The sequence below is a fragment of the Arthrobacter crystallopoietes BAB-32 genome, from assembly GCF_000328305.2.
In the GTDB taxonomy this organism is placed as follows: domain Bacteria; phylum Actinomycetota; class Actinomycetes; order Actinomycetales; family Micrococcaceae; genus Crystallibacter; species Crystallibacter crystallopoietes_A.
Genome location: NZ_ANPE02000098.1, coordinates 1 through 18,685, shown reverse-complemented (window position 1 = coordinate 18,685; position 18,685 = coordinate 1). Strand labels below are relative to the sequence as shown.

At 65.7% G+C, this 18,685-nt stretch carries 14 protein-coding genes and 1 riboswitch; of the genes, 11 read left to right on the top strand and 3 right to left on the bottom strand.

Going from position 1 to position 18,685, the window contains the following annotated elements; translation table 11 throughout:
• Positions 1-2 precede the first annotated feature (2 nt).
• The 4 genes from D477_RS07145 (at position 3) to D477_RS07130 (ending at position 4,780) form a co-directional block, all read left to right on the top strand.
• A complete protein-coding gene (locus tag D477_RS07145) occupies positions 3-491 on the top strand; it encodes a tripartite tricarboxylate transporter TctB family protein (RefSeq protein ID WP_005268341.1) in 489 nt (162 codons plus the stop codon).
• Positions 491-2,215, top strand: a complete 1,725-nt coding sequence (locus tag D477_RS07140) for a tripartite tricarboxylate transporter permease (protein ID WP_005268340.1) — start codon at positions 491-493, stop codon at positions 2,213-2,215. The genes D477_RS07145 and D477_RS07140 overlap by 1 nt, the downstream gene beginning before the upstream one ends.
• Positions 2,216-2,589: 374 nt before the next feature.
• Positions 2,590-3,660: an isocitrate/isopropylmalate dehydrogenase family protein gene (locus D477_RS07135; protein WP_005268339.1), complete on the top strand. Its 1,071-nt coding sequence runs from the start codon at positions 2,590-2,592 to the stop codon at positions 3,658-3,660.
• 130 nt (positions 3,661-3,790) lie between these two features.
• Positions 3,791-4,780, top strand: a complete 990-nt coding sequence (locus D477_RS07130; RefSeq protein ID WP_005268338.1) for an NAD(P)-dependent oxidoreductase — start codon at positions 3,791-3,793, stop codon at positions 4,778-4,780.
• Positions 4,781-5,034: 254 nt separating this feature from the next.
• On the opposite strand, the gene D477_RS07125 is transcribed toward D477_RS07130, so the two are convergent.
• The gene (locus D477_RS07125) at positions 5,035-5,481 is read right to left on the bottom strand and encodes a hypothetical protein (RefSeq protein ID WP_005268337.1); all 447 of its coding nucleotides are present in this window, start codon (positions 5,479-5,481) and stop codon (positions 5,035-5,037) included.
• Between the two features lie 865 nt (positions 5,482-6,346).
• On the opposite strand from D477_RS07125, the gene D477_RS07120 reads away from it, so the two are divergent.
• From D477_RS07120 to D477_RS07090, 7 genes are all read left to right on the top strand, one after another.
• Complete coding sequence (locus D477_RS07120) at positions 6,347-7,999, top strand: ABC transporter substrate-binding protein (protein WP_005268336.1); 1,653 nt, start codon at positions 6,347-6,349, stop codon at positions 7,997-7,999.
• 6 nt (positions 8,000-8,005) lie between these two features.
• Positions 8,006-8,965 (top strand): ABC transporter permease, encoded by a 960-nt coding sequence (locus tag D477_RS07115; protein WP_005268334.1) that lies wholly within the window; start codon positions 8,006-8,008, stop codon positions 8,963-8,965.
• A 16-nt stretch (positions 8,966-8,981) separates the two neighbouring features.
• Positions 8,982-9,857, top strand: a complete 876-nt coding sequence (locus D477_RS07110) for an ABC transporter permease (protein WP_005268332.1) — start codon at positions 8,982-8,984, stop codon at positions 9,855-9,857.
• A gap of 8 nt (positions 9,858-9,865) precedes the next feature.
• Positions 9,866-11,527, top strand: coding sequence for an ABC transporter ATP-binding protein (locus D477_RS07105; protein ID WP_005268331.1), 1,662 nt, complete (start codon positions 9,866-9,868; stop codon positions 11,525-11,527).
• A gap of 8 nt (positions 11,528-11,535) precedes the next feature.
• Positions 11,536-12,789, top strand: coding sequence for an acyl-CoA dehydrogenase family protein (locus D477_RS07100; protein WP_005268330.1), 1,254 nt, complete (start codon positions 11,536-11,538; stop codon positions 12,787-12,789).
• Positions 12,789-14,210, top strand: coding sequence for an LLM class flavin-dependent oxidoreductase (locus tag D477_RS07095; protein ID WP_005268329.1), 1,422 nt, complete (start codon positions 12,789-12,791; stop codon positions 14,208-14,210). Before D477_RS07100 ends, D477_RS07095 begins: the two co-directional genes overlap by 1 nt.
• 108 nt (positions 14,211-14,318) lie before the next feature.
• Positions 14,319-14,410, top strand: a riboswitch (SAM riboswitch).
• An 89-nt stretch (positions 14,411-14,499) separates the two neighbouring features.
• Positions 14,500-15,906 carry an LLM class flavin-dependent oxidoreductase gene (locus tag D477_RS07090; RefSeq protein WP_005268328.1) on the top strand — a complete coding sequence of 469 codons (1,407 nt, stop codon included), beginning with the start codon at positions 14,500-14,502 and terminating at the stop codon, positions 15,904-15,906.
• A gap of 84 nt (positions 15,907-15,990) precedes the next feature.
• On the opposite strand, the gene D477_RS07085 is transcribed toward D477_RS07090, so the two are convergent.
• The gene (locus tag D477_RS07085) at positions 15,991-17,205 is read right to left on the bottom strand and encodes an alpha-hydroxy acid oxidase (RefSeq protein ID WP_005268327.1); all 1,215 of its coding nucleotides are present in this window, start codon (positions 17,203-17,205) and stop codon (positions 15,991-15,993) included.
• Between the two features lie 30 nt (positions 17,206-17,235).
• Positions 17,236-18,579, bottom strand: a complete 1,344-nt coding sequence (locus D477_RS07080) for an MFS transporter (RefSeq protein WP_005268326.1) — start codon at positions 18,577-18,579, stop codon at positions 17,236-17,238.
• Between the last annotated feature and the right edge of the window lie 106 nt (positions 18,580-18,685).

Sequence of the window (18,685 nt, the reverse complement as noted above, 5' to 3'; positions counted from 1 at the left end):
CCATGACTGCTGAGAAACTCGGACGGAAGCCAGCGGACACAGTCGCTGGGGCGGTGGTCGCCGGCGTTGGTGCCGCCTACACCATCGTCGCGCTGCAGACCCCGCCGGATCCGTCCTCCGCATCGGTTATCGGTCCGGCCGTCTTTCCGACCCTTCTCGGTGTCCTTCTCGTCCTGGGGGGAGTCGCAGTCGCCATTGGCGGCTTGCGGCTCCGCCCAGCCCGGGCGAAGGCGGAACCGGCCCAGAACGGCGGTTGGCGGCTGTGGGTCACGGTAGCGATATTCGGGGCGTACGTTATCGCCTTCATTCCCGTTGGATACCTGCTGTCGACAGTCGCGTTCCTCATGGGTGTCGCGTCGTACTTCTCGCCGCACAAGTGGAAGAGCAACCTCATTTTTGCCATCGTGTTTCCCCTGATTGTGTTAGTGGTCTTTGAGTACCTCCTGCGCGTGCCGCTGCCGGAGGGGTTGCTGGCGGGGGTGCTGCCGTAATGGATATCCTCGCCAACCTCGCTGACGGCTTCGCCAGCGCGCTCTCCCCGATTAACCTCCTGTTCGCTTTCCTGGGCGTGCTGATCGGCACGATGGTCGGGGTCATCCCGGGCATCGGTCCGACGACCGCCATCGCACTGCTGATTCCGGTGTCGTTCAGCCTCGACCCCGTCAGCGGACTGATCCTGCTGTGCGGCATCTACTACGGGGCCATGTACGGAGGGTCGATCACCTCGATCCTCATTCGCACTCCTGGCGAAATCGGCACCGTCATGTCGACCATCGACGGTTACGAGATGACGAAGCGCGGGCGGGGCGGGCCGGCCCTGGCGACCGCCGCCGTCGGCTCTTTCGTCGCCGGCACCGTCTCGACCGTCCTGCTGATGCTGATGGCTCCGCTATTGGCTTCCGTGTCGGTGGCGTTCGGCTCGAATGTCTACTTCCTCCTGCTGCTCCTGGCCCTGATCATGCTCTCCAACCTCACTGGCGGTTCCCGGCTCAAAGCGGGCATCGCCACCGTATTCGGCATGGCAGTTGCCATGATCGGCATGGATCCCCAGGCTGGCTTTTCACGCATGACCCTCGGTGTCCTGGAGCTGAACGGCGGCATCGACTTCGCGATCTTCGCCATGGCGTTGTTCGCAGTGCCCGAGGCACTCGCGAACCTGACCCGCCGCCGTAGGGAAGGCGCGCCGCAGGTCGGCAAGGTCAAGGTCTTCATGAGCAAGGACGACTGGCGCCGTTCCACGGCTCCGTGGTTCCGCGGCACCTTCCTCGGGTTCTTCGTCGGCCTGCTGCCCGGCATGGGAACCTTGGGCTCCTTCTTCTCCTATCCCATGGAGAAGCGGCTGTCCCGTAAGCACAAGGCCGAATTCGGCAAGGGCGCGATCGAGGGAGTCGCCGGTCCCGAAGCAGCGAACAACGCCGGCGTCGGCGGTGGCCTGGTGCCGCTGTTTACGCTGGGGATCCCCGGCTCGCCCACCTTGGCGCTGCTGTTCTTTGTCTTCACGATGTACGGGCTGCAGCCCGGGCCTCAGCTGATGTCGGAGCAGTCCGGCCTCATCTGGGCGATCATCGCGAGCATGTACATCGGCAACGTCCTGCTGCTTGTGCTCAACCTGCCGCTCGTAGGAGCGTTCGTTCAGCTGCTGAAGATCCCGGACGCGAAGCTCTACAGCGGTGTGTTGGCCTTCGTGGCGCTTGGCGCCTACGCACTCGGCTTCGACCTGTTCAGCATGGGAACGATGTTCGTGTTCGGCATTATCGGCTACGGCATGCAGAAGTATGAGTTCCCCCTTGCCCCGGCAGTCATCGGACTCGTGCTCGCCCCGATGCTCGAGTCGAGCCTGCGCCGAGCGCTCCAGATCTCTGCCGGCGATCCTGCGACCTTCGTCGATGGACCGCTGGCCATCACGCTGGCCGTGCTGATTGCGCTGGTTATTGCCGCGCCGGCTCTCTTGCCGCTCCTTCGCAAAGGCGGCATCATCGCCACGGCACTGTTCTCGCGGCGCCAGGTGACGACGAGCGAGCTGGAGAATCCGAGCGGGGACCTCCGCACGCCGACTGGCTTCGGCTTCACGGCGGACGACAGCCAAGCGGGAGAAGGCCCGCAGTCATCCGTTCCCGAAGGCGAAGCGGTTAGCGGCGGCGCCAACCAGCTACAGCCGGCATCGACGGGTCAACGTGCCAACGACGATGCGGGTGATCGGAGGGCTGAGGACTGATATGTGGCTGACACCAGCCAGCTCGGTCCTGCTCTGTTGAGCATGCCCTGCGTGGCCGCTGCGTAGGGTGCCTTTATGCCGATCCTTCCGGGAGGGGCCGGAAGGAGCAGCCAGGAAGGGAAGGATCGGCCCCATGGGGTTGAGCCGTGCAATCGGTAGCGGCCTGTCCAAACAGATGCAGGCTGACGTTGACGCCTAAAGGGCAACATTCAAGTGAGTGTGAGTCGTACCACCCATGCTAAAGTCTTCCCACTAGCCGATCATTAGTTCCCATGTAGTGGGAACTAGGCCACAAGGGCCTCACACGATCAAGGTTCCCGACACCGGGTGATCGTCGACGCGAAAGTGCTCATAAGGAGCAAGGCAGGAGAACCATGACTGAGTATGAAATTGTTGTCATTCCAGGAGACGGAATCGGCCCTGAGGTCGTTGACGCAGCCTTGGCCGTACTGAAGGAATGCGAAACACGCTACGGCCTGAAGCTCAACTACACGTTCCGTGATTTCAGTGCAGACCTGTACCGCCGTACCGGGCGGAAGATCACTGCTGCCGACATGGATGAGATCGGCAAGGCGGACGCTGTGCTTTTCGGCGCCATGGGGCTGCCCGACGTGCGCGGACCGGAAGGGCTCGAATTGGGCGCCCAGGTTGAAATGCGGGCGCACTACGGACTCTTCTCAAGTCTTCGGCCGGTTCGGCTCTTTCCGGGCGTTGAGAGCCCTGTAAAGGCGAAGAATGTCGACATGCTCGTGATCCGTGAAACGTCCGAGGGGATGTTCGCGGGGCTGGCAGATAAGCATGAGCCCAGCGATGAGAGTGCGAGCGATCGCATGACGATCACGCGGGCCACGTGCGAGAAGCTTTTCGACGTTGCGTTCTCCCAGGCCCGAGCGCGCCGCAAGCGGGGCACGCCGGGGCATGTGACTCTGCTGCATAAGTCCAACGCCCTGCGCAGCAACGTCCTGATGGAGAAGGTCTTCGACGAGATCGCGGCGAAGAACGACGATATCGGAAGTGCGAAGTTCTACATTGACGCGGGATCGATGTACATGGTCACCGACCCGGAACGATACGACGTCGTTGTCACGGAGAACATTTTCGGCGACATCGTTTCTGAAATTGCGGCCGGCCTCGTGGGCGGTCTGGGCGTCGCGCCCTCCGCCGATGTCAGTCTGACGCATGGCGTGTTCCAGCCGTCTCACGGTAGCGCGCCGGACATCGCAGGCAAGGGGATCGCGAACCCGACGGCGATGATCCTGTCGGCTGCGATGATGCTGGAGTGGCTGGGCGAACGCCGTGGAGACGACCGTTGCGCCAAGGTGGCACAGAATATTCAAAGCGCCATCGAGTCAGCGCTGGCGACAGGCCCTCGAGCACGCGACCTCGGCGGGACGGCGGGCACCCAGGAAGTAGTGGACGCCGTCATCAGCGCCTTGCCGGCGTAGTTGCACGCGGGGCACGAAGACCGTGCCGCCGCCGTGACCGGAAGGTCGTCCTCCACCGACGCGCACTGTCTGATCCGTCAGATTCTCGTGTTGCGGTCGCCAGCCCTTGACGCATGAAAGGTGCGTACCAATGACATATAAGGTTCTGTTCGTCAACCCTTTGAAGGACTACATCGACCGTCTTGTGGATTCCACCCCGGAAGGCTTCAGCGTCACGGTGATGCCGGCAGGGGCGGACGTTGCGGATATGTGCCGTGAAGCTGCGGATGCGGATTTCCTCATTTCGGGCGTCAATGTTCCCGAAGAGGTGTTCCGGGCGGCCAAGAACGTGAAGTTCATTCAATACATGAGCTCCGGCTACGGGCAGCTGCCACTGAATGTCCTGGACGAACTGGGTGTTCCGGTGGCCCAGATGAAGACCCATTCGATCTCCGTCGCGGAGCACGCGGTCACCCTGATGCTGACATTGCTGAGGCGGATTCCGGCCTCCATGCAGTTGATGCGCGAAGGGAAATGGCGCCACGACCTGGACGAGATGTCCTACTCGGAGCTGTACAACAAGACAGTCGGGATCGTCGGTCTGGGGAACATCGGACGCTGGGTCGGCAAGGTCGTCCACCACGGCTTCGGTGCCAACGTGGTCTTCTACGACAACGCGGAGATCCCGCTGACTGTTTCCGAGCTCGTCCCCGCCTGCCCCGTCCCCCTGGACGAGCTAATGGCCGTGTCCGACATCGTCTGCGTGAATGTTCCGTTGAATGCCGAATCCGACAAGATGATCGGGCGGGACGAACTAGCGCTGATGAAGCGAAGCGCTGTGCTCGTCAATGTCGGACGCGGCGAGGTCGTGGATGAGGGTGCCCTCATCGAATGCCTGCGCGAAGGGCGCATTGCAGGGGCCGGACTTGATGTCTATGAGCGAGAGCCGCTGGACACCGCCAGCGAACTGCTGAATTTGGAGCAGGTAGTTTGCACCCCTCATATGGCCGGCGTCGGCTGGGAAAACGTCGAACGTCGGATCGCGACCGTCTGGCAGAACTTCAATGCCGTTCTGCATGGCGACATCCCAAGCGGCGTCGTCACGGTGACGAAGCGAACGGCGAGCACCCTGGCCGTTTAGGGTCCCTGCCGGGAGCCCGCGCAAGTCAGACGGACCGGCGCCGGGGACCTTCAACGCCAGTGCAATGGTTAGGGTGCTCCGGTCAGCTTTCTGGGCCGGCACCGACATGAGGCTGGCAATGAGTAGGGGCTGCGCCGAGGCTACCGCCCTGGGCGCAGTCCCTCGGCATCCCTGCCCGCATGCCCGAGCCGGTCTGCTCTTTGAATTTGCTTGCATCTGACCCCGGAAACGTCCGCGTGAGCCGACGCTGATGCTCACCTCTGCGACCGCAGTCCCGCGAGTGCCGGATGCTCATTGACTCCACGCTGTCCATGGAGAGCCCACACCGCGACAGCCGCGATCAGGGGAGAACTCGCGCCGCCGATCAGCAGCGGGGACGTGTCCGGGAACTCGAAGACCAAGCTGTGCTGTTCCGGCTCCGGGTAGCACGCCGTCACGGCAGCGAAGTCGAAAGTCAGCCATTGTCCGTTTGCCAAGCAGAGCAGCCTCTGGTCCGTCGCGATGACGTCCACGGTCTGTTGCTCGCGCCATTGGGTTGCCGCCGCTGCCTCGGCTGCTCGGCGCCTTGACCTGTTGCCCAGCGCCGTCAGTCCGTATCCGGCGAGCAAGAAAACCGGAGAGCCCCAGTAGAAGCCATTCATATGCGTGTACGTGCCGGGTCCGCCATAGAAGCGCGCATATTCCGCTGGCAGGTGCAGCAAGGCACGTTCCCCAGGGCGCAGCACCACGCCCCAGATCTCAAGCGGAGGCGGAACCTGCCCTGCAGATAGGACACGTAGCAGGTGCGCCGCAGAGGAGTAGGACTCAACATGGGCCCGCTCCCGCTCGCGGACCACAAGTTCGGCCTCGTGAAATGGCCTCGGCGCCGGCGATAGGCCCGGAAGGCTCGGTAACCGTTCCGGATTGCGAAGACCAGGCAAACCACGGGAACAACGAACATCAGGCACAACGCAGTGGCAGACACCAAGGACGCCATCCAGTTGGACGGCCCCGGCTCCGGCAGCGACCGTGCCCAGAGAACCAGCAGGACATAAGAGCCCGGCACCAACAACGTCGGAAGGATCCAGGTCAGGTGTCGTTTCATGCCAGGAACGCTAACCGGCGGCGCTGACACTCAACACCAAAGGACGCGCGTCTGTGGATAACGGGTGCTTTGCTGGTCCGGCCGACGAATAATAGAGGCCAACTTGGATGGCACGGGAAGAAGACGTCATATGACGTCCACCGGGACTAAATATGTCGGCCGGTTGCGTAGTGTGACGCCGCCTCTTTCATCCGGACGGACGTCGCCGCGACACTGGAACGCGTAACCATCCCGAGCAGCTGAGAGACCTGGCTCTATGACGCTGCAGCAACCCTGGTCGCGTGAGATCACCCTGGATCCACGCCGATAGCAAGGGACATGTTCGAGGGCCGCGCAGCGCGGTAGGACATGCTCCGTAGGGTGCTCCTGCCAGGACCGATGGAGTTAGCCAAATCTTCCCGTTGGTCCCTGCCCGCTCCGTGTGCGTGGCCGGACTCTCCGCGTGAAATGGCGTTCCTCGGTAATGACCGAGAGGAGCCTTCATGGCCACCAATGACAAGAAAGCGCGTGCCCGCCGCGGCGTCAGACGCACCGGGGCAGCCGCGCTGCTGACTGCGGCTGCATTGCTACTCACCGCCTGCGGAGGAAATGCGGGCGGCGGCGCCCAGCCTGCGGCCAACAGCGGCGAGCCGGTGCAGGGCGGTACTTTGGTCTTCGCCGAAGTGACCCCGATCAATAACTTCCAGACGCAGTCGGCGCGCTTCTACGAGAAGGCCAACGTGCTCAACAGCGTGCTGGATCGGCTGACCTACTTCGATGCCGTATCAGGCAAGCTCGTGCCGTGGATCGCCACTAAGTTCAGCGGCAATGAAGACAACACCGAGTTCACTTTCGACATCCGCCCCGACGTGACCTTCAGCGACGGAACTCCGCTTGACGCCGAGGCTGTCAAGGCCAACCTGGATGTCCTTGGGAAGGGCTTGGAGAAGGCCCAAATCCAGCCCAATGTCGACTTTTCCGCCTACGAGTCCACGGAAGTCGTCGACGAGGACACCGTGAAGGTGCAGCTGAAGAGCGCGGACGCGAACTTCCTGCGCGCCACGTCTTCGGTGGCCGCTGGGCTGGTCTCGCCCAAGACGCTGGAATTGGACAATGCTGGCCAGTCCGACATCGCGAAGATCTCCGGCTCGGGACCCTTTGTCTTCGAGTCGGAGAAACCGGACGAGGAACTCGTGCTGGCCAAGCGGGCCGACTACGCTTGGGCGCCGGAAACTGCGGAGAACCAAGGTGCGGCCTACCTGGACAAGGTCGTTGTGAAGTACCTGCCCGAGGTGGCGCACCGTGCCGGTGCCGTGCAGAGCGGCCAGGTTGACCTGGTCCGCGGCCTGCAGCCGGCGGACGAGGCTGCGGTTGCGGCCGGTGGCAACCAGGTGCTGCCCGCGCCTGGCATCGATCTGACCGCCAATGTGGCAGCCGTGCGCATCGGCAGCGGAAAGCTGGCCGATCAGAAGGTTCGCCAGGCGCTGCAGGCAGGCATTGACCGGCAGGCGCTGAAGGACACGGTCCTTTCGGACAGCTACGAGATCGCCGGATCCGTCCTGAACCACAAGGCACCCGGCTTCGTGGACCTCTCGGCGGACCTGGCCTACGACCCCGAGAAGGCCAAGTCATTGCTGGACGAGGCTGGCTGGGTTGCCGGCGCCGACGGTGTCCGCGAAAAGGACGGCAAGAAACTGGAAGTTACCGTCACGAGCTCCAACAACTCCGTGGTGATCAAACCGGCCTTCGAGCTGATCGAACAGCAGTGGCGCGAGATCGGCGTCAAGCTCATCAACCGTGCTGCTGACAACACCTTCCTGGCCACTGCACTGCAGGATCCCGAGGTCGAGTTCTTCGGCACACGCCAGTTCGCCTACGGCGGGCTGGGACCGGTTTTCGGCCCCGAGACCAACACCCAGACGTTGAACGCCGACGAGGAGCTCAACGAGCTATTTGCCGCTGAGCGTGCCGCCGCCGACGAGGCCAAGCACGAAGAACTGGTCGCCGAGGAACAGCGGGCCCTGGTGGTGGAGAAGGCCCTGGCCCTCGTGCTCTGGGATGAAGTCCAGGTCTACGGGGCGCACTCCGGCACCAACATTGAGTTCACCTCCGGCACCGCGCCCATCTTCCAGGGCGCCTGGAAGGCCGAAGGGTAGCCAGTCATGGGTCGCTACGTCGCGCAACGGATCGGACAGGCGCTGCTTGTCATTTGGCTGGCCTATACCGTCATCTTCCTCGCCGTGCAGCTGCTGCCCAGCGACCCGGTGACGATCTTCCTGAGCACGGATTCCGCCGTGGACCAGGCCACCATCGACAACATGAAGCGCCAGTACGGCTATGACCAGCCACTGCTGGTCCAGTACTTCGCCCAGTTGGGCGGTCTGCTCACCGGCGACGTCGGCTACTCCCTGGCCTCCGGGGAGCCGGTGGCCCTGCGCATCGGCGGGGTCATCGGTTCCACCATGGCGCTGGCCTTGTCCGCTTTCGCCACCGCTGTGGTCCTCGCGTTGGCGGTGGTGGTGGCTGCCACACTGACCCGTTCGGCAGTGCTGCGGAAGGTCGTGTTGAACCTGCCGCCGCTTTTCGCCGCAGTGCCGGTGATCTGGCTCGGGCTCGTGCTGCTGGAACTGCTGTCCATCCGCTGGGGCGTCATGTCCCTGTTCCCGGACGGATCCTTCCTGTCCCTCGCGGTACCGGTGTTCGTGCTCGGGGTGCATGTCTCGGCCCCGATCGCCCAGGTGCTGCTCAAGAGCATCGACACCGTCTACAGCCAGCCGTTCATCGACGTGCTGCGGGCCAAGGGCGCCTCGGCTTCCTGGATCTTCTTCCGCCACGCGCTGAAGAATGCGGGCGGGCCTGCCATGACGATCACCGGCATCACCGTCGGAACGCTGCTGGCCGGCTCGGTCATCACCGAGACGGTGTTCGCGCGCTCCGGCCTCGGCGCCGTCGTGCTTCAAGCGGTGACCACCCAGGATGTGCCACTGGTCCAGGGACTTGTGTTGCTGACCGCCAGCGTGTTTGTGGCCGTCAACCTCGTCGTGGACCTGCTCTACCCGCTGCTTGACCCGCGCATCCTCAAGTCCAACGGGCAGGGCTCCCCGCGCGTTCTGGCCGTCTGACCCGAAGCGAGTCCCCATGACCCTGCATCTTGAAAACCCTGCTGCGGCATCCGCCGCACAAATTACGACGGCGCCCGCAGCCACCCGCCGTCGTCCTTCTGCCCGTATCGGACTATGGCTGACCGCGCTGCCGCTGATCCTGGTGCTCGGCTGGGCGCTGTTTCCCGGCCTGTTCACCACAGCCGATCCGATTGCTGGCGTCGGCGCAGAGAAGTTCCTGGCCCCCAGTGCACAGCATTGGTTCGGCACGGACCACCTGGGGCGGGATATTTACGCCCGGGTCGTCCACGGCACCTCGCAGACCCTGCTCACGGCCGGACTTGCCGTGCTGATCGGACTGGTCGCCGGAACCATCATCGGCCTCATCGCCGCAACCGCCGGGCGCGCTGCTGACGCGGTGACCATGCGCCTTGTGGATGTCCTGCTGGCCGTTCCGGGCTTCCTGATTTCGCTGATCGTCGTCACTGCATTCCAACCCGGCCCCATCTCCCTGGGGGTCGGCGTGGGAATTGCCTCCATCGCCTCCTTCGCCCGAGTGGTGCGTTCGGAGGTCCTGCGCGTGCGCAACCTGGACTTCGTCGAGGCCGCTTTCCTCAGCGGCGGCACCTACGGGTCGGTCGTCCTGCGGCACATCCTGCCCAACGCGACCGGGCCGGTGCTGTCGCTGCTGGCAGTGGACCTGGGCGCAGCCATCCTGGCGATTTCGGGACTCGGCTTCCTCGGCTTCGGCGCCCCGCCGCCCACGCCGGAATGGGGCCTGCTGATTTCCGAGGGCCGCCAGTACCTTGGCAGCGCCTGGTGGATGACCAGCCTGCCCGGCCTGGTCATCGTCGCCGCCGTCGTGCTGCTGGCTGGGTTCGGCCGCCAACTGCTGAAGATCTTCAGGTTCTAGGAGGACCCGTGAGCGTTACTACAGCCGACCAGGCCGCACCGGCGGCACTCCTGCAGGCCGCCCCGCTGCTGGCCATCCGCGGCCTGCAGGTCGAATACCAATCCGGAACCACCGCCGTTGGCGGAGTGGACCTGACCCTGCACGCAGGGGAAATCGTCGCGCTGGTCGGCGAATCCGGTTCCGGCAAGACAACTCTGGCCCGCTCCGTCCTCGGCCTGCTGCCGGCATCGGCCCGGATCAGCGGGCGCATCGACTTCGACGGCACCGACCTGGCCTCCCTGTCGGAGAAAGAGTTCTGCCGGATCCGCGGACGTCGCATCGGACTGGTGCCGCAGGATCCCGGCGCCTCCCTGGACCCCGTCAGGACCATCGGCTCGCAGGTTGCCGAGGTTTTCCGGCTGCACCAGGACGGGCGGCGGCGGAGCCGGCGCGAACTGCGGGCCGAGGTCGTGCGACTGCTCACCCTGGTGGGCATCGACCGGCCGGAGGAACGGCTGCGGCAGTACCCGCACGAGCTTTCCGGCGGACTCAAGCAGCGGGTCCTCATCGCCATCGCCTTCAGCCTGCACCCCCAGGTGCTGATCGCCGACGAGCCCACCTCGGCCCTGGATGTTACGGTCCAGCGCACCGTGCTTGAAGTCTTCGACCGACTGGCGAAGGAGTACGGCACCGCCGTCATCTTCGTCACCCATGACTTGGCCGTTGCAACCGACCATGCGGACCGGATCGTGGTGATGCGAGGCGGGAGCGTCCGCGAAGACCGCGGCGTTGACCAGATCCTGGCCCGCCCGGAGGACGAGTACACGGTCAGGCTGCTCGAGGAGGCGGCTCCGGCGCGGGCAGCAGTACCGGCAGCCAGCGTGGCAGCTTCCACCTCCAGCGACTATGCCCTCGAGGCGCGGGACCTGGTGAAAGTCTTTGACCGCGGCGGCACCAACCGGGCCGTGGACGCAGTCTCCTTCGGGGTACGGCCGGGCACGACCTTCTCGCTGGTCGGCGAGTCCGGGTCCGGGAAATCGACGACGGCCCGCATGCTCATGCGGCTGCTCGATCCGACCGAGGGGACCGTCCTGGTGGACGGCCGCGACGTGACCGGGCTGGACGGACGCGGCAAGCGCGAGCTGTGGCGGACCCTGCAACTGGTCTACCAGAACCCCGACTCTGCCCTGGATCCGAGGCTGCGGATCCGCGACATCGTCGCCGAGCCGATCGCAAACTTCCGCCTCGGGGGCAGAGCAGGCCAGCAGGAGCGGGTCTCCGAGCTGCTCGAGCAGGTGAATCTGCCTGCACGAGTGGCCTCCGCCCGGCCGATGGAACTCTCGGGCGGTCAGCGCCAGCGGGTTGCGATCGCCCGGGCCCTGGCAGCCGGCGCCAAGACGCTGGTGCTCGACGAGGCCTTGTCCGCCTTGGACGTGCTGACCCAGGCGCAGATTCTGGCCCTGCTGGAAGAACTCCAGCGCGAGCTCGGCCTGACCTACCTCTTTATCTCGCACGACCTGCACGTGGTCGAACGGATCTCGCACGAGGTCGGCGTCATGCGCCGCGGCCGGCTCGTCGAAAGCGGGCCCACGGCCAGCATCTTCGGAAACCCGCAACACGACTACACACGCCGGCTGCTGGACTCCAACCCCGGCCACCGACTGCGTGCCCTCGCCGCATCAACCAAGTAAGGAAACAGATGAGCATCACCGCCACCGAACCCGGGACCGCGACCGGGGAGGCCCGCTATGCCGCCGTCGCCGCGCGCTTCCGACCCGTCTTTGCGCGCATTGCCGCCGGAACACTTGAGCGCGAACAGCAGCGCATCCTGCCCTTCGAGCAGATTGGCTGGCTGAAGGATGCCGGCTTCACCACGCTGCGCCTGCCGGCGGAATTCGGCGGCGACCCGGTCAGCCACGAGCACCTGTTCCGCCTGCTCATCGAGCTGGCCGAGGCCGATTCCAACATCAGCCACCTGCTGCGCTCGCACTTCTCCTTCGTCGAGACCATCGCCCTCCAGCCGCGCGAATTGCAGGCGCGCTGGTTCCCGCGGGTGGCTGCCGGGGAGATCTTCGGCAATGCGGCCACCGAGCGCGGCGGCAATGCGCTGGGCACCACCCAGACCAAGCTGCGCCAGGAGGGCGGGCGCTGGCTGCTGAACGGGGAGAAGTACTACACCACCGGCTCGATTTTTGCGGATTGGGTGGTAGTTATGGCCAGTACCGACGGCGTGGAAGGCCGCCAGTACGCGCTGGTCCGCGCCGACGATACGCGCGTGCGCATTGTGGATGACTGGGACGGCTTCGGGCAGCCGCTGACCGGCACCGGCACTGCCGTGTTCGACGACGTCGAGGTGGACGAGGAGGACATCATCCAGCGCAAGGTTTCCAGCACCCTGGAACCGGCGTTCTTCCAGATGTGCCTGCTGGCGGTACTCGCAGGAATCGGCCGCGCCGCCCTGCGAGATGCATCCGGGTTGGTCCGTCACCGCACCCGCACCTTCAACACGGGCCAGGGCCAGTTGTTCCGCGACGACGCGCTGATCCAGGAACACGTTGGACTGCTCGCGTCCAAGGTCTATGCCGCCGAGGCCGTGGTCACCGCGGCGGCACGGGACCTGGACGCCGCTGTCGACGCACAGCTCGCACTCGATGCCGATGCGGCTTACCTGCGCGCCGAACTGGCGGTGCAGAAGGCGCACGTGACCGTCCCCGGGCTGGTCCTCGCAGCGACCGGAGAACTCTTCGATGTCACCGGTGCTTCCGCCACCAGCCGCGGCAAGGCGCTGGACCGGCATTGGCGCAATGCACGCACGGTTGCCACGCACAATCCGATAGCGTTCAAGGCCCGCTCCGTGGGCGACTTCCACATTAACGGCACCGTGCCGACGGGACTGAACAGTATCGGCGAAGCTCCGTCGGCAGGCGGAGACACCAAAGGAGGTGCTGCCTGATGGCTGCCACTCGGCCACGGCTGCTGCTCAGCGGCTTCCTGATGAACACGCCCAGCCACATTCTCGGCGGGCAGTGGCGCCACCCTCAGGCGCAGCAGCACCGCTTCAACGAGCTGTCGCTGTGGACGGACCTGGCTCGCCAGCTCGAGGACGCCAAGTTCGACAACATGTTCTTTGCCGATGTGGTTGGCCTTTACGGCAACCACGAGGGTGGCTGGGCCTCGATGGTCCGCAAGGGCATGCAGGTTCCGGCACATGACCCGCTGGTGCTGTGCTCGGCCCTGGCCGCCGTGACGAGCGAGATCGGGCTGGCCATGACGAGTTCCGTCATCCAGTCCGATCCCTTCCAGCTGGCCCGCCAGATGTCCACCTTGGACCACATCTCCGGTGGTCGTGCGGCCTGGAACGTCGTCACCAGCGTGCTGGAGAATTCCCACCGGAACTTCGGCGCCGACGGGCTGACCGCCCACGACGACCGCTACGACTGGGCGGACGAGTACGTGGAAGCCGCCTACAAGCTCTGGGAAGGCTCCTGGGAAGACGACGCGGTGCTCGCCGACAAGGAGCGCGGCATCTTCGCGGACCCTGCCAAGGTCAACAAGATCCACCACCGGGGCACGAGGTACTCGATTGAGGGCCCGCACCTGGCCACGCCCAGCCCGCAGCGCACGCCGTTCCTGTTCCAAGCCGGCAGTTCCACGCGCGGCCGGCGCTTTGCCGCCACACACGCAGAGGCGACCTTCCTGTTCGCCCCGCATACCGACTACGTGCGCAAGCAGGCCGCCGGCATCCGCGCGCTCGAAGCCGAAGCCGGCCGGACCCCGGGTGACGTAAAGATCTTCGCAGGTCTCTCGTTCATTGTCGGCAGCACGGAAGCCGAGGTCCGCCGCAAGGAAGCCGAATACGACGAGTACCTCGACCTGCACGCGATCATCGCCCACATTGGCGGCGGAATCGGCGTCGACCTGGGCGGCCTGCCGCTGGACACGCCATTGGGGGACGTGTCCACCGAGGGTGCCAGGGGCGTGCTGGAAGCGGCAATCGCCTCGGTCCCCGGCGGCAAGCCGACGGTCGGAGACCTGGCCCGCTACCGGGCGAAGGCCCAGCAGATTGCCGGCACCCCGGAACAGATCGTGGACGAGCTGGAACGCTGGCAGGACGCGGGCATCGACGGCGTGAACGTGATGAACCAGATCCTGCCGGGCTCCTACACCGAATTTATCGATGGAGTGCTGCCCGAGCTGCGCAAGCGCGGGCTCGCCCAGACCGAATACCGGCCGGGCACGCTGCGCGAAAAGTTCTTCGGACGTGGGCCGCGCCTGGAGCCGACGCACCCGGCGGCACGCTTCCGCGGGACGTTCGGAGCCAACTCGGCTGCCGCCACCGAGCGGGTTCCGGTGCGGGACGGCCTGCCCGCATAGCTAAGGGCATCGGTCGCGCTGCCGTCGGCACGCCGCGACCGATGCCGGATTACCCGGTATGACAATGCGGTTTTACGAACCGCGGCCGGATGCGATGGAATAATTCAGTAACCATCCAGAGCGGCTGAGAGACCTGGCTCGTTGACGCCGCAGCAACCACCTCGTTTCGAGGAAGGTGCTAACGCCAGGACCGATGGAGAAGCAGAATCTTCCGGTCGTTCCATGGGCGCAGCCATTCGGCGGGCCCGGACGGCCGCGGGCTCTCTTCACGGTCAGGAAGGAGCCTGAAATGACATTGCACAAACCGCAACGCCACATCCGCTTCAACGCCTTCGACATGAACTGCGTGGGTCATCAGTCACCCGGCCTGTGGCGCCACCCGGAGGACAAGTCCGCCGACTACAACACCATCGGTTACTGGACCCACCTTGCCAAGGTGCTGGAGAAGGGCCTGTTCGACGGTCTGTTCATCGCCGACGTGCTCGGCACCTACGACGTGTTCGGCGGGTCCAACGAGACCACGCTGCGCGCCGGCACGCAGGTCCCGGTGAACGACCCGTTCCTGCTGGTTTCCGCGATGGCCGCCGTCACCGAGAACCTTGGCTTCGGCGTCACCGCCGGCACTGCCTATGAGCACCCCTACCCGTTCTCCCGCCGACTGGCCACCCTGGACCACCTGACCAACGGACGCGTCGGCTGGAACGTCGTCACCGGCTACCTGCCCTCCGCGGCGCGGAACATGGGCCAGGAAGACCAGATGGAGCATGACGAGCGGTACAACCACGCGGATGAATACCTCGAGGTCATCTACAAACTGCTGGAAGGCTCCTGGGAGGATGACGCCGTCGTCAAGGACAAGGTGAACAGCATCTTCACCGACCCGTCCAAGGTCCACGAGATCCGCCACGAGGGCAAGTACTTCAAGGTGCCCGGCATCGCCATCACCGAGCCCAGCCCGCAGCGCACCCCGGTGATCTTCCAGGCCGGCGCCTCCAAGCGCGGCACGCAGTTCGCGGCGGAGAATGCCGAGGCCGTCTTCGTCACCTGCCCGACCAAGGAAATGCTCGCCGCGTCGGTCAAGAAGATCCGGGACGCCGCCGAGGCCGCCGGCCGGGGCCGCTACGACGTGCGCATCTACGCGATGCAGACCATCGTCACCGGCCCGGACAACGACAGCGCGCAGGCCAAGTTCGAGGAGTACAAGTCCTACGCGGACATCAATGGTGCCCTCGCGCTGATTTCCGGCTGGATGGGCGTGGACCTCTCCAGCTACGGCCCGGACGAGGTCATCGGCGAGAACGTGAAGTCCAACGCCATCCAGTCCTCCGTGGAGACCTTCCGCAAGGCCTCCGGCGACAGCAACGAACCGTGGACCATCCGCAAGCTGGCCGAATGGGTCGGCGTCGGCGGCTTCGGCCCGATCACGGTCGGCTCCGGCGCCAAGGTGGCCGAGGAACTGATCTCCTGGGTCGACGAGACCGATGTCGACGGCTTCAACCTCGCCTACGCCATCACGCCCGGCACCTTCGAGGACATCGTCGAATACGTGGTCCCCGAGCTGCAGAAGCGCGGCGCCTACCAGACCGAGTACGCGCCGGGCACGCTGCGTAACAAGCTCTTCGGCCAGGGCGACCGGCTGCCCGAGCAGCACCGGGGCAGCCGCTACCGCCTCGCCAGCGCGGTCGCCGCGGTCTGAGTTCCGGCCGGACTTAAGGCGCTAACGACGGCGGTGCCCCACCTTTCGCAGGTGGGTGCACCGCCGTCGTTGTTTCCGGATTATCTACGCGCGGACCCTCAGCATGTCCGGGGTGAGGTCGGCGACGGTAGCTGCGCCCATGAGCAGCATCGTGTTGCGGACCTCCTCGGCCAGCAGTCCCAGGGCACGCTCCACACCCTGCTGCCCGCCGGCCATCAGCCCGTACAGGTAGGCCCGCCCGACCAGGACGAAGTCGGCGCCGGCGCACAGCGCTGCGACAATGTCGGCCCCGCTCATGATGCCGCTGTCCAGGACGATGTCGACGTCCTTGCCGGCTTCCTCGCGCACTTCCGGCAGCGCCTCGATGGCCACCGGTGCGCGGTCCAGCTGGCGGCCGCCATGGTTGGAGACGACCAGACCGTCAGCGCCGGCATCCAGGGACTTGCGGGTGTCCTCACGGGTGAGCACACCTTTGACGAACAGCTGGCCCGGCCAGATCGAGCGGATCCACTCCAGGTCCTCGAAGGACAGGGTCGGATCGAACATGGAATTGATCAGTTCGGGCAGGCTGTTGCTGCTGTTGGACAGCGAGGCGAACTTCAACGAGTCCGTGGTCAGGAAGTTGAACCACCACTCGGGGCGGTAGGAGGCGTCGAGGACGGTCTTCAGGCTCAGCTTCGGCGGGATGACCATGCCGTTGCGGGTATCGCGCAGGCGGCGGCCGGCGACCGGGGTGTCTACGGTGACCAGCAGCGTGTCGAAGCCGTTGGCCTGCGCCCGGTCCAGCAGGTCCCGGCTCTTCGCGCGGTCCTTCCACAGGTAGAGCTGGAACCAGCGGCGGGCCGCCGGCGCCGCGGCGGCCACTTCCTCAATGGAACGGGTGCCCATGGTCGAGAGGGAGAACGGGATGCCGTACTTTGCGGCTGCCCGCGCTCCGGCCTCTTCGCCTTCGGCATGCATGAAGCGTGTGAAGCCGGTGGGGGCGATGCCGAACGGCAGGGCGGACGAGCCGTTGGCGATCTTCACAGCCAGGTCCGCCTCGGCGGTGCCGTGCAGGATCCGCGGCAGCAGCTCAACCGACTCGAAAGCCTGGCGGGACCGGCGGTACGTCAGCTCGTCCTGGGCCGCCCCGTCAACGTAGTCGAAGGCCGGGCGGGGCGTGCGGCGCTGGGCGATGCGGCGCAGGTCCCACAGGTCCGCGGCCTTGGCCAGGCGGGCCTCCCGTCCCAGCGCCGGGCGCTCGAACTGCATGAGCGGGCGCAGCTCGGACCACTGCGGTAGTTGGCGTTTCAGGGCCATGATGCTTAGCTTTCCTGTCGTCGTGTTGGTTCAGTGGGCGGCAGCGTTGTCGCCGCGGCCGCGGGTGAGGGCGACAGCCAGGATGCTGCAGAGGCAGCAGGCCGCGAGGTAGGCGGCAGCCAGCCAGGTGCCGCCGTCGGCGGCTTCGATCAGCGCGGCGGCGATGAGCGGCGAAAGTCCTGCAATCAGCGCCCCGTTGGTTTCCCTGGCCAGGGCGACGCCGGAGAACCGCTGTTTCGGCGGGAACAGGTTGGTCAGGAACGCGCCCTGCGCCCCGGAGCTGGCGCTGACGCTGAAGGCATAGCCGATGGCCAGGCCCAGGCCGGCGATGAGCGGGTTTCCCGTCGCCATCATCAGGAAGAGCGGCCATGCGAAAAGGGCGCCGATGACTGCGCCGAAGGCGAGCACCCGCCCGGCTCCGTAGCGGTCGGCGGCCCGGCCGGCCAGGGGAGAGCCGACGATGCAGAAGAGCGAGGCGATGGTCACGACCAGCAGCGCCTCGGACCGCGCCATGCCCACCTGCTCCGAGGCCATGAAGGTCACGGCGAAGACGGCCATCACGTAGTTGACGGCGTTGTGGCCGGTGATCGAAAGGAAGCCGAGGAACACCTGGCGCCGGTTGTCACGCCAGAGCTCGCCGAGGGGCACCTTCTGCTCCCGTCCGGCCCGCTGGCCCAGCGCCTGCACGTACTCCGGAGTCTCTTCGAGGCTGGAGCGGATGTACAGGGCCACGAAGAAGAGGACGGCGGAGACCAGGAACGGGATCCGCCAGGCCCAGCCGAGCAGGACCTCGTCGCCTGCGGCGGAAGCCAGGAAGAAGGCCAGCGTGGCGAGGGCGATGCCGGCCGGCGGCGTGGCGAGGACAAACGAGGTGTACTTGCCGCGCTTCCCGGGCGGTGCGAACTCCGCCACCAGGGTCATGGCCCCGGCCAGCTCGGCGCCTGCACCGAGACCTTGGAGGAGGCGGAAGACCACCAGGAGCAGCGGAGCCGCGGCGCCGATCGCGGCGGCGGTCGGCAGCAGCCCGATGCCGACGGTGGCAGCTCCCATCAGGAGGATGGTGAGCATCATGGCGGGCTTGCGGCCGTGTTTGTCGCCGATATGGCCGATCACGATGCCACCCAGCGGACGGGCCACGAAACCGACGGCGAAAGTAGCGAACGCCGCCATCGTCGCCGCGGCGGGCACGGCGTCGCTGAAGAACAGCGGTCCGATGACCAGTCCGGCGGCCGCACCGTAGAGGGCATAGTCGTACCACTCGATGAGCGTTCCGATCACCGCGGCTGTGAGGGCGCGCCGGGCTCCTTGCGGCAGCCGGCCGTCCTGCTGGACTGCGCCGCCGGGGGTCGTCTGCTCCGTCGGAGATTTCTGCATGCTGTCATAAGTATCACAGACAGATTCCTGAAGTATATTTCTTGAGACACCTCGCACGCACTCTGGTAAGGAATGGCTGTGGCATCAGCGACCGACCGTCTGGAAG

Bases quoted from the DNA above. Each gene is read 5' to 3' on its own strand.
- D477_RS07145 (WP_005268341.1), top strand. From the start codon at position 3: ATGACTGCTGAGAAACTCGGACGGAAGCCAGCGGACACAGTCGCTGGG.
- D477_RS07140 (WP_005268340.1), top strand. From the start codon at position 491: ATGGATATCCTCGCCAACCTCGCTGACGGCTTCGCCAGCGCGCTCTCC.
- D477_RS07135 (WP_005268339.1), top strand. From the start codon at position 2,590: ATGACTGAGTATGAAATTGTTGTCATTCCAGGAGACGGAATCGGCCCT.
- D477_RS07130 (WP_005268338.1), top strand. From the start codon at position 3,791: ATGACATATAAGGTTCTGTTCGTCAACCCTTTGAAGGACTACATCGAC.
- D477_RS07120 (WP_005268336.1), top strand. From the start codon at position 6,347: ATGGCCACCAATGACAAGAAAGCGCGTGCCCGCCGCGGCGTCAGACGC.
- D477_RS07115 (WP_005268334.1), top strand. From the start codon at position 8,006: ATGGGTCGCTACGTCGCGCAACGGATCGGACAGGCGCTGCTTGTCATT.
- D477_RS07110 (WP_005268332.1), top strand. From the start codon at position 8,982: ATGACCCTGCATCTTGAAAACCCTGCTGCGGCATCCGCCGCACAAATT.
- D477_RS07100 (WP_005268330.1), top strand. From the start codon at position 11,536: ATGAGCATCACCGCCACCGAACCCGGGACCGCGACCGGGGAGGCCCGC.
- D477_RS07095 (WP_005268329.1), top strand. From the start codon at position 12,789: ATGGCTGCCACTCGGCCACGGCTGCTGCTCAGCGGCTTCCTGATGAAC.
- D477_RS07090 (WP_005268328.1), top strand. From the start codon at position 14,500: ATGACATTGCACAAACCGCAACGCCACATCCGCTTCAACGCCTTCGAC.
- D477_RS07085 (WP_005268327.1), bottom strand. From the start codon at position 17,205: ATGGCCCTGAAACGCCAACTACCGCAGTGGTCCGAGCTGCGCCCGCTC.
- D477_RS07080 (WP_005268326.1), bottom strand. From the start codon at position 18,579: ATGCAGAAATCTCCGACGGAGCAGACGACCCCCGGCGGCGCAGTCCAG.